Origin of the sequence: Nocardiopsis alkaliphila YIM 80379 (genome assembly GCF_000341005.1) — a bacterium.
GTDB classification, from domain to species: Bacteria; Actinomycetota; Actinomycetes; order Streptosporangiales; family Streptosporangiaceae; genus Nocardiopsis; species Nocardiopsis alkaliphila.
The window spans coordinates 1-10,575 of sequence record NZ_ANBD01000061.1 but is presented as its reverse complement, the minus strand read 5'-3'; the positions used below and the strand labels follow the sequence as shown (position 1 = coordinate 10,575).

Sequence of the window (10,575 nt, the reverse complement as noted above, 5' to 3'; positions counted from 1 at the left end):
CCCGCGACCGTGGCGGCGCTGGCCGGCCTGTCCATGGCGGGCATCCCACCGCTCCTGGGTTTCGTGAGCAAGGAGAACGTGTTCAAGGGTCTGCTGGAGTCCCCAGGACCCGAGTGGGTCGGAGTCCTCGCCGGTGGCGTCGCGGTGCTCGCGTCGGTGGTCACCTTCGCCTACACCTTCCGATTCGTCTACGAGCCGTTCTGGGGCTCCCCGCGTGAGCCGGACCGGTCGGCCTCGGAGGGAGACCTCGGCTTCGTGGCCCCCTCGGCCATCGCCGCGGGGCTCGGCCTGGTGCTGGGTCTGGCGGTCGTGACACTGAACCCGATGGCCGAACGGGTCGCCGCCGACGCCACCGGACAAGAGGAGGCCAAGGCCGAACTGGCCCTGTGGCACGGGTTGTCGGTGGACCTGTTCATGTCGTTGGCCGCGATCGCCCTGGGCGTGCTATTGGTGTGGTGGACCGCCTCCGGTGAGCGCCTGGCCGGTCGTCGTCTCTTCCCCGTGGAGGGAACGACCGTCTTCGACGCGCTGCACTCCGGGATCATCCGGCTGGGCCGCCGGATCGGCGACCTCACCCGTTCCGACGCTCCCCCTCAGCACCTTGTCATGCCCCTCCTGTTGGTGGTGGTCCTGGCGAGTGGTCTCACGGTGACGGGTCTGGACGTCGCCGAGCCCGCCGGCGACACCTCCCATTTCCTCGACTGGCTCTTGGTCGTCCTCATCCTGGCCGCCGTCCTCGGGCTCATGACCACCTCCTCCCGGATGGCCACGCTGGTCCTGGTGGGTGTCGCGGGGTTCAGCACCGCCCTGTGGCTGTTCCTGCTCGGCGCCTTCGACGTGGCCCTGACCCAGCTGATGGTGGAGATCCTCACCGTGGTCATCGCCGCCCTGGTCCTGCGTCGACTCCCCAAGCGTTTCCAGCGGATCTCCACCCCACGCAAACTCGCCACCGGCGTGGTGGCGCTGGCCACGGGGCTTTCGGCGGCCCTGGGCACCTACTACCTGACCGGACGCCGAGAACGTTCGCAGGTGTCCGAGTACTTCCTGGAGAACTCGGAGGAGGACACCGGCGGCACCAACGTGGTCAACACCATCCTGGTGGACTATCGGGCCCTGGACACCCTGGGTGAACTGGTCGTGCTGGGGGTGGCCGGCCTCATCATCATCGCCGTGCTCAACTCCAGTGGTCTGCTGTCCGCGCACGGTGACCGCCGGCTCTCCGTTCGCCTCACCAATCCGGTGTACGACGCCGACGACAACACCCTCGTGATGCGTTCGGTGGGTTACGTGCTGCTGCCCCTGATCGTGTTCTGGTCGCTGACCTTGTTCCTGCGCGGCCACACCAACGTCGGCGGCGGATTCATCGCCGGCCTCGTGGGCGGGGCGGGGTTCGCCCTGATCTACCTGGCGGCGCCCAGTGCCTCGGTGGCTCGAATCAGCCTGGCCTACCCGCGGATCATCGGCGCCGGCGTGGTGGTCTCCGTACTCACGGGGCTGCTCGGTTACCTGGACGGATCCTTTCTCCGTCCTCTGCACGACTACGTACCACTTCCCCTGGTGGGCGACTACCACCTGACCACCGCGTTGCTCTTCGACGTCGGTGTCTACCTGACCGTGGTCGGTGTGGTCCTCACCGCTCTCAACCAACTGGGAGTGGACGAATCCCTGCCCGGCGAGTCCACCGGCGGCACCATGCTCCCCACCGAGGACCAGCCACCCACGAACTCCCCCGGGGACCAGATCACCTCATCGGAGGATGATGACCGCCCGATCGGCCGGGCACGCGTCGACGACGGAGGTGCGCGATGACCCTGTCCATCACGATCGGCGTCCTGGTCACGGGGGCCGTATTCCTCATGCTGCAACGCGGCATGGTCCGGATCACCTTCGGATTCATACTGCTGGGGCACGCCGCGAACCTGGTGCTGATGTCGTCGGGCGGCACCTACCTACGGGCGCAACCGCTCTTGGGCTACACCAACGCGGAGGACGCCTCCGATCCTCTGCCTCAGGCGTTCGTGCTCACCGCGATCGTCATCACCTTTTCGATCACGATCTACATGCTCACCCTCGCGGCCACCGGCCGTGACGACGACACGGAGGACGTCTCGTGAACGCCGCCCTCCTTCCCCTGCTGATCGCCCTGCCGTTGGGGACGGCGGCGTTCCTGGTCCTGGGCCGGTTTCCCCGAGCGCTGGAGCGGACACTGTTCCTCCTGCCGAGTGGCGGCCTCTTGGCCGTGAGCACCGTACTGCTGTGGCGGGTGCGGGACGGCACGGTCCTCGCGCACAACGTGGCCCTGTGGCCCGGCGGCGTCGCCATCCCCTTGGTCGTGGACGCCTTCAGCGCGCTCATGCTCTGTGCCACCGCCCTGTTGATCCTGCTGTGCTCGGTCTTCGCGATCACGGTGGGCGATGACCACGCCTCCTACTTCGTTCCCCTCGTACTGGTGATGGCGGCCGGGGTGGCCGGTGCGCTGATGACCGCGGACCTGTTCAACATGTTCGTGTTCATCGAGGTCATGTTGTTGCCCTCGTACGGTCTGCTCACCATGCTCGGTTCTCGAAGAAGGATCCGCGCCGGGCGCGTGTACGTGGCGCTGAACCTGCTCACCTCCACCATCTTCATGGCGGGGGTGGCCCTGGTGTACGGTTCCGCGGGCACCGTGAACCTCGCCTCCCTGGCCGGAGCCGCGAGGGAGTCCGCCGCCGTGGCCGTGGGGGTCGGCGTGGTGGTCCTGGCCCTGTGGGTCAAGGCCGCGGTGGTCCCCGTGCACGGCTGGCTGGCACGCACCTACACCGGAACGTCGGTGGCGGTGACCGCCCTGTTCTCCGGTCTGCACACCAAGGTGGCCATCTACGCCATCTACCGCCTGTACGCCGTGGCGTTCGACGGTGACACCCGCTTCCTGTGGATCGGCGTCCTGGCGTTCTCACTGACCATGGCGATCGGGGTGCTCGGCGCCGTGGGCGAGACCACCACCCGTTCCATCCTGGTCTTCCACATGATCAGCCAGATCGGCTACATCCTGCTGGGCGTGGCCCTGTTCACCGAACTGGGCCTCATGGCCGGGATCTTCTACCTGGTCCACAACATGTTCGTGAAGGCCTCACTGTTCCTGTCCACCGGCGCCGTCGAACACACCTACGGCACCGACTCCCTGGACCGGCTCGGAGGCATCGCCCGGCGTGAGCCCCTGTTGGCGATGGTGTTCCTGGTCGGGGCGTTGTCCCTGGCCGGTCTGCCGCCCTTCTCCGGGTTCATCGCCAAGGTGACCCTGGTCGCTGCGGCGCTGGAGGCACAGCAGTGGGCCGCGGCGGCCATCGCCGTCGTGGTGAGCGTCATCACGTTGATGTCCATGATGAAGATTTGGAGCGGTGCCTTCTGGGGCACTCCGCCCAAGGACGAACCGGAGGACGCACGGGACGAAGACGCCGGCGGGGCCGGCACCGGGACCGAGGGCGGCCTAGCGGTCCTGGCACCACCTCGGGTGCGCCCCATCCTCCTACTTCCCGCACTGGTGCTGGCCCTGTTGACCCTGGCTCTGGGCCTGGGCGGGCAGATCCTGCTCGGCCTGAGTGCTCAGGCGGCCACCCACCTCCTGGATCCATCCACCTACGTCGAGGCGGTGCTGCGATGACCCCGAAAAGCTTCCTGGGATGGTTGGCGGGGATGCTCTGGCTTCCCTTCTACATGGTCTACGACCTGGTGAGCGGATCGCTCAGAGTGAGCAGGGACATCCTCACCCCGGGTGAGGGCATCACCCCGGCCATCGTCGAGGTACCGCTGCGTTGTCACAACAACCTGGAGATCAGCCTCATGTCCAACCTGGTGTCGCTCTCCCCCGGGGTGATCACCGTGGCCACACGACGCGAACCACCGACGGTGTGGGTGCACGCGATGTACGTCGAGGACCGGCCGTCGATCCTGGAGTACGTCCGCGTGATCGAGGACCACGTCCTGCGAGCGACCCGCCCGAGCGGGGGGCCGCCTCCCCGCCCGGAGGAACCGAACCGGACCGAAGGGGGGCGCCACCGATGATCCTCATCGACCTTGCCCTGGCCGCGATCGTCTTGGCGATGGTGTTGTCCATGTATCGGACCCTGCGCGGTCCCAGCGGCGCTGATCGGGGCGCCGGTTCGGACATGATCTTCTTCGGGTTCGTGTCCCTGGTCGCCCTGTTGGGGGTGCGTCTGGGCACCTCCCTACTGGTGGACATCGTGATGGTGGCGACCCTGGTGGGCCTGTTGGCGGCGGTGTCCCTGGCTCGCCTGACCGCGGGAGGCAAGCGATGAACGAGGGGTTGGAGTACGTCGGCGACGCGGTGATGTTCCTCGGTGCGTTGGTGTTCTTGGTGGGGGCGGTGGGCGTCATTCGCCTGCCGGACGTGTACTCCCGGTTGAGCGCGGTGACGATCGCCGGTGCGCTGGGCACCGGGCTGGTGATCATCGGGCTGTTCCTGGACCAACCATCGATGGTCAACGCCCTGAAGCTGGGACTCGCGCTGGTGATCCAGTTGGTCACCACGGCGGTGGGCGGGTCGGCCATGATCCGCGCCGCGTACCTGACCAGTGCCCCCCTGAACCAGCACACCCGGTTCGACGACCTGGCCGTGGAGGACGACGGAAAATGAGGCCCCGGCCCGGGAAGCTCCGCGACAACACATTTTCTCCGCTGTTCGATACCACGTTTTCGGTGCCATACGACACAGGAGGATTTTCGGACAGCAAGCGAGGCTTGTGCTAGGTTGATTGAAGTTGCAGTCGTGATGCTCGTTTAATTTTCATCTTTTTCGGGTGATCACCGCGGTGACGGGAAAATCGTCAAATCGCGGTTTTCTTCTTACTCCCGAACGAGAGGCACATACATGGCCACCGGTACCGTCAAGTGGTTCAACGGCGACAAGGGCTTCGGCTTCATCGAGCAGGACGGCGGCGGCGCCGACGTCTTCGCGCACTACTCCGCCATCCAGAGCAACGGATACCGTGAGCTCGCGGAGGGTCAGTCCGTTGAGTTCGACGTCACCCAGGGCGCCAAGGGCCTGCAGGCCGAGAACATCACCCTGGTCTGAAAGAGCTGAGGCTCTTTCCACCGCAGGGGCCCGCCCTCAGGGCGCCGCGCCCCTGCTTTTTCGTTTTCCTGACCGTTCTTCCGCCGTCGTTTTTCGACCGGCATCGGTCATCGACCACGCCCCCGATTTTCCGTGTGGGCAGTGGATTCCGCAGTATTATCCCGGCGCCGCCGGTGCTCAGCGTCGAGGTCCCACGCGACCTTCCCGCCCGGCACGGGTCGTCGGTGAAAGGTTTCACATGAACCACGCGTCCCGTACCGACACCCGTCGCTCCAGGCCTGCCGGCGACTACGGCCGTCGGCGTCCCCGCAAGCCCTTCGGTGGCCCCCGTCAGGGCGGATACCGAGGACACTCGGGCAGCCGACCCTCCGGCGAGTTCGCCCTTCCGACCACCATCACCCCCGGGCTCGACCCGGTGGAGTCCTTCGAGGCCTTGGACATGCCGGCGCCGTTGAAGGCCACCCTGGTCCGCCAAGGCCTGACCACCCCGTCGGCGATCCAGGCCGCCCCCCTGCCGAACTCACTGGCGGGCCGCGACGTCCTGGGCCGCAGCCAGACGGGCTCGGGCAAGACCTTGGCCTTCGGTCTGGCACTGCTGGCCCGACTCGACGGGCGCGACGCCGCCCCTCGGCGTCCCTTGGCCGTGGTGCTCGCTCCGACCCGAGAGCTCGCCCAGCAGGTCGCCGACTCCCTGGCCCCGTATGCTCGCTCGGTGCGGGTACGCATGACCACCGTGGTGGGCGGCATGCCCATCCACCGGCAGGCGCGCTCCTTGCGTCAGGGCACGGAACTGGTCATCGCCACCCCGGGACGTCTGCGCGACCTGATGGAACGCGGCGACTGCGTTCTCGACGGTGTCGAGGCCACGGTGTTGGACGAGGCCGACCAGATGACCGACATGGGCTTCATGCCCCAGGTCACCGCGATCCTCCAAGAGGTTCCGGCCGACGGTCGACGTCTGCTGTTCTCGGCGACCCTGGACCGCAACGTGGACCAGTTGGTCCGTCGTTTCCTCAACGACCCGGTGGTGCATTCGGTCGACCCCTCCGAGGGCGCCGTCACCACGATGGACCACCACGTCCTGCACGTGTCACACGCCGACAAGCTGACCACGGCGACCCACATCGCGGCACGTGACGGCAAGGTCATCATGTTCTTGGACACCAAGCACGCCGTGGACCGGATGGTCGGACACCTGCTGGAGAACGGTGTCATGGCCGCGGCCCTGCACGGTGGCCGCTCCCAGCCCCAACGAACCCGCACCCTCAAGCAGTTCAAGGAGGGTCCGGTCACCGCGTTGGTCGCCACCAACGTCGCCGCCCGCGGCATCCACGTGGACGGGCTCGACCTCGTGGTGAACGTGGATCCGCCCACCGATCACAAGGACTACCTGCACCGTGGCGGTCGCACCGCCCGTGCGGGACAGTCGGGCAACGTCGTCACCCTGGTGCTTCCCAACCAGCGTCGGAGCATGGATCGCCTGCTGCACCAGGCACGTGTGGACGCGCGGAAAGCCCCGGTGGGGCCGAACGACCCCGAGCTCACCCGTGTGACCGGAGCCCGTGAGCCCTCCGGTGTGGCGGTGACCCTCCCCCGAGGCCCGCGTGAGGAGAACGGCCGCCGTGGCTCCCGAGGCGGCTACGGCGGCCCTCGTGGAGGGAACGGTCGTCAGAGCGGCCGCCGTCCTCGTCACTCCGCCGCATCCCGTGGCTGAGTAGCGTTCCTCAGCGCCTCCGCTTCGCTTCGACGCGTGGTCGGGCGCCGAGGGGGCAGGAGCCTTCGACACCTCGCTGTGCCGGTGAAGAGCCCACATGGGTACCGGGGCTCCCCGCGAACCCCTCGTCGGTGACCGTGGCCGGAACGCGTCTGAAACATCGAGAGGACCTCGACCTTGGAACATCGGTTCCGGGGCGGGGTCCTCCTTGTCCTCCCGGGAGGACATGGGACCTCTTCCGGTGTGGGCGTACAGGCGCTAACCTGCCCTGACGGCTCGTCATCCGCTCATCCGATGGTTTCCGGACCCCTCACGCCTCTCCCCATGTCCCCAGCGAGGCCCCATGCCCACCGCCACCACGCCCCGCACCGCTCCGCGGACCGCCCTGCTCCTCATCTCCCTGTTCGTCGTGGCCACCTGCCTACGCCCGGCGTTGACCTCGGTCGGCGCGGTCCTGGAATGGATCGGTGAGTCCACGGGGCTCTCCGAGCCCTCCCTCGGGTTGCTGGGAGCGCTGCCGCTGCTGGGTTTCGCGGTGGTCTCCCCCTTGGTGCACGGGCCGGCGGCACGCTGGGGCGTGGACCGCTTGGTGCTGGTGGCGATGGCGGTACTGTGCGCGGGCCTGGTGGTCCGTTCCCTGCCTCCGCTCTCCGCGCTGTGGATCGGCAGCCTGATGATCGGCGCCTCCTTGGCCGTGGGCAACGTGCTGGTGCCCGCCATCATCCGACGTGATCAACCCACTCGCATCCCCCTGCTAACCGGAATCAACACGGCGGTGATGAACACCTCCGCCGCGCTGGCCGCCGGCCTGGCCGTGCCACTGTCACTACTCCTCGGCGGTTGGCGCCCTGCTCTCGCGCTGTGGGCCGCCCTGGCCGCCTTGGCCTTCGCGGTCTGGGCGGTGCGGATGTATCGGGTACCCGCTCCCGACCCGGTGGAGAAGGCTTCCCAAGGCTCGAACGAACCCGGATCCTCGGTATGGCGTTCGGCCAAGGCCTGGCAGGTCACCCTGTTCATGGGTCTGCAATCCACCACCTTCTTCACCCTCATCAACTGGCTTCCCACCGTGGAGACCTCGCGAGGCGTCAGTCCGGCCATGGCGGGCTGGCACCTGTTCGCGTTCCAGGTGGCGGGGATCTTCGCCGGTCTCGCGGTGACCGCGCTGATGGGACGTCGGGCCGAGCAGCGTCCCGCCTGCCTGGTGGTGAGCATGGGCATGGTGGTCGCCATGGCGGGGCTGGTCTGGGCACCGGAGTGGGCTCTGTGGTGGATCCTGTTGGCCGGTGCGAGCACGGGCGGGGCCATCGTGGTGGCCCTGGCGCTGATCGCCCTGCGCGGCGGCGGACACCAGCGCACCGTGCGGCTCTCCGGAATGGCGCAGTGCGTGGGTTACCTGCTGGCGGCGATCGGGCCGGTGGCGGCGGGCGTCCTCGGCCGCTTCACCGGTGCGTGGGAACCGGTCCTGCTGCTGGTGGGCGTCATCGCCCTGGCGCAGGCGGGTGTCTCCCTCTTCGCAGGCCGCCCCGAACCGGTCGCGCGATAGCCGAGACCGAGAGAAAGGGGCCGCCCGGCATCGGACGGCCCCCTGCCACGAACGGCTACAGCGAGACGCCCAGCGCCCAGGTCATCAAGCTGTACATGGTGCCCAGGATGAGCACGAGGGCGATCAAGTTCAGCCAGAGGCCGCCCTTGATCATCTCCCCGATCTTGACGAAACCCGAACCGAACGCGATCGCGTTGGGCGGGGTGGCCACCGGAAGCATGAAGGCCATGGTGGCGGCCAGGGCCACCGGAACGACCAAGGCCAGCTGGTCGACCTCCATACCCATCGCCACACCGCCCATGATCGGGAGGAAGGTCGCGGCCGTGGCGGTATTACTGGTCAGCTCGGTGAGGAACAGGACCACGGCGGCGACGACCAGGATCAGCAGCCAGGTGGGAACGCCGGACAGGAAGGAGACCTGGTTACCGACCCACATGCTCAGCCCCGAGTCGGTGAACTGGGCGGAGATCGCCAGGCCACCACCGAAGAGCAACAGGACGCCCCAGGGGAGTTTGACCGCGGTGTCCCACTCCATGAGCGGAGTCTTGCGGTCCACCGGTAGCACGAAGAGGAGAACGGCGACGGTCATCGCGATACCGGCGTCACTGACGTTGCCCAGCCACGGGGCGACGTCGGCCACCGCACCCATGTCGGCGAGCATCGGCACGAAGATCCAGGACAGCGCCGCGAAGGCGAACACCGCCAGGACCAGCTTCTCGCCACGGGACATGGGTCCCATCTTGTCGAGCTCTTCACGGATGAGTTCCCGTGCGCCCTCGACCCTGTTCACCTGGGGGCGGAAGACGCGGGTCAGGACGAACCAGGCGATGAACATGAAGACGACCGCCAGCGGCACGCCGGCCATCATCCACTGCCCGAAACCGATGTGGATGTCCTGGGTGGCGAGGTAACCGACCATCAGCACGTTGGGCGGGGTGCCGATGAGGGTGGCCACCGAACCGATGGAGGAGGAGTAGGCGATACCCAGCATGAGCGCGGTGGCGAAGTTCGCGTCCGTGCGGCCGCCACGGAACTGGGCGATCAACGCGATGACGGAGAGGCCGACCGGGAGCATCATCACGGCCGTGGCGGTGTTGGACACCCACATGGTGATGAAGCCGGTGGCGATCATGAAGCCACCGACCAACCCCACGGTGTTGGATCCGACCTTGGAGACGATCGTCAGGGCGATGCGTTTGTGGAGGTTCCACTTCTGCATGGCCAGAGCGAGCATGAAGCCGCCCATGAACAGGAAGATCGTGTCGGAACCGTAGGAGGAGGCCACGTCCCCGACGGCCGCCCCGTCCACCATGATCGGGAAGAGGACCAGCGGAAGGAGTGAGGTGACCGGAATCGGGATGGCTTCGGTCGCCCACCAGATGGCGATCCAGGTGGTGATCGCCGCGACGACCGCACCGTTGATCGACATGACCTCTTCGGTCTCGCCCTCGGCGAGCGGAAGCGCCATCTCCGGCATCGAGAGGAAGACCGCCAGGCCGAGCAAGGGACCGAGAACGAGTCCGATGACACGACCACGGGTCAGCCCCGCCGAGGATCTCTCCTCTCGTTTGATCGGCGATTCACCGGTGTTCTCGACGCCCTGCTGGGTCGCCATGACTTCCTCCTGATGGGCCGAGTGCCGCACCCGTACACGGAAACCGGCCCGGGCGGCTCGGCCGCCACCAGGTTTCCTTCGAGTGACTTTCCATTGATCGACCACATCGTGCGCATCCAAAAGAGTGTGTGCAACGCCACTGCCCCATAGTTGGGATTCCTCTGACATTGAGCGACGTTCGGTGGGTGCGCTGAGACACAGGGTGAGGCGAGACGGCCCTCCCGCCTCCCGTGTTCCCAACCTCTCAGGGCAGTACATCTAGGCTGCGGGTATGCGAGCGCCGGGACCCACCAGACGAGCCGTCCTCTTGGGAGGAACCGGTGCCCTCCTCGGGGCCATGACCGGCTGCACACGTGACCCCGCCCCCGAACTCGCGCGGATCGTGGTCGCCACCGGCCCTCCAGGGGCCGTCTACCGAGAGATCGGCGGGGCGATCGCCCGACTTCTGGACGAGCACTTCGCGAACCAGGAGGTGATCACGGTGGAGACCGGTGCCTCCCACGACAACCTGCTCCTGTTGGCGTCCGGGGACGCCGACCTAGGGCTGGCCAACCTCGACTCGATCCTGGCCACGGACGTCACGTCCGAAGAATCGACGATCAGCTCGGTGGGGCGGCTCTACGACAGTTTCG

At 67.3% G+C, this 10,575-nt stretch carries 11 protein-coding genes; 10 read left to right on the top strand and 1 reads right to left on the bottom strand.

The genetic code is table 11. The features are described 5' to 3' along the window. From mbhE to D472_RS0109860, 9 genes are all read left to right on the top strand, one after another. Nucleotides 1-1,809: hydrogen gas-evolving membrane-bound hydrogenase subunit E (mbhE, locus tag D472_RS25230; protein ID WP_017604325.1), on the top strand; the 1,809-nt coding region annotated here is incomplete at its 5' end. Next, nucleotides 1,806-2,114, top strand: coding sequence for a sodium:proton antiporter (locus D472_RS0109895; RefSeq protein WP_017604324.1), 309 nt, complete (start codon nt 1,806-1,808; stop codon nt 2,112-2,114). The genes mbhE and D472_RS0109895, both read left to right, overlap by 4 nt. Then, on the top strand, nt 2,111-3,640 hold the full coding sequence (locus D472_RS0109890) for a monovalent cation/H+ antiporter subunit D family protein (RefSeq protein ID WP_017604323.1): 1,530 nt from the start codon (nt 2,111-2,113) through the stop codon (nt 3,638-3,640). Before D472_RS0109895 ends, D472_RS0109890 begins: the two co-directional genes overlap by 4 nt. Continuing rightward, nucleotides 3,637-4,041 carry a Na+/H+ antiporter subunit E gene (locus D472_RS0109885; protein WP_017604322.1) on the top strand — a complete coding sequence of 135 codons (405 nt, stop codon included), beginning with the start codon at nt 3,637-3,639 and terminating at the stop codon, nt 4,039-4,041. Before D472_RS0109890 ends, D472_RS0109885 begins: the two co-directional genes overlap by 4 nt. Beyond that, nucleotides 4,038-4,295, top strand: coding sequence for a monovalent cation/H+ antiporter complex subunit F (locus D472_RS0109880; RefSeq protein WP_017604321.1), 258 nt, complete (start codon nt 4,038-4,040; stop codon nt 4,293-4,295). Before D472_RS0109885 ends, D472_RS0109880 begins: the two co-directional genes overlap by 4 nt. After that, nucleotides 4,292-4,633: a monovalent cation/H(+) antiporter subunit G gene (gene mnhG / locus D472_RS0109875; protein WP_017604320.1), complete on the top strand. Its 342-nt coding sequence runs from the start codon at nt 4,292-4,294 to the stop codon at nt 4,631-4,633. Before D472_RS0109880 ends, mnhG begins: the two co-directional genes overlap by 4 nt. A 234-nt stretch (nt 4,634-4,867) precedes the next feature. Continuing rightward, nucleotides 4,868-5,071: a cold-shock protein gene (locus tag D472_RS0109870; protein WP_017604319.1), complete on the top strand. Its 204-nt coding sequence runs from the start codon at nt 4,868-4,870 to the stop codon at nt 5,069-5,071. 238 nt (nt 5,072-5,309) lie between these two features. Next, a complete protein-coding gene (locus tag D472_RS25225) occupies nt 5,310-6,785 on the top strand; it encodes a DEAD/DEAH box helicase (protein ID WP_017604318.1) in 1,476 nt (491 codons plus the stop codon). Nucleotides 6,786-7,128: 343 nt separating this feature from the next. Next, nucleotides 7,129-8,328, top strand: coding sequence for an MFS transporter (locus D472_RS0109860; protein ID WP_017604317.1), 1,200 nt, complete (start codon nt 7,129-7,131; stop codon nt 8,326-8,328). A gap of 55 nt (nt 8,329-8,383) precedes the next feature. Here D472_RS0109860 and D472_RS0109855 read toward each other — a convergent pair whose 3' ends face one another. Further along, nucleotides 8,384-9,943, bottom strand: a complete 1,560-nt coding sequence (locus D472_RS0109855) for an SLC13 family permease (protein ID WP_017604316.1) — start codon at nt 9,941-9,943, stop codon at nt 8,384-8,386. A gap of 271 nt (nt 9,944-10,214) precedes the next feature. Here D472_RS0109855 and D472_RS25220 point away from each other — a divergent pair. After that, nucleotides 10,215-10,575, top strand: a 361-nt coding sequence (locus D472_RS25220; protein ID WP_033303529.1) for a TAXI family TRAP transporter solute-binding subunit, incomplete at its 3' end; no start/stop codon positions are given.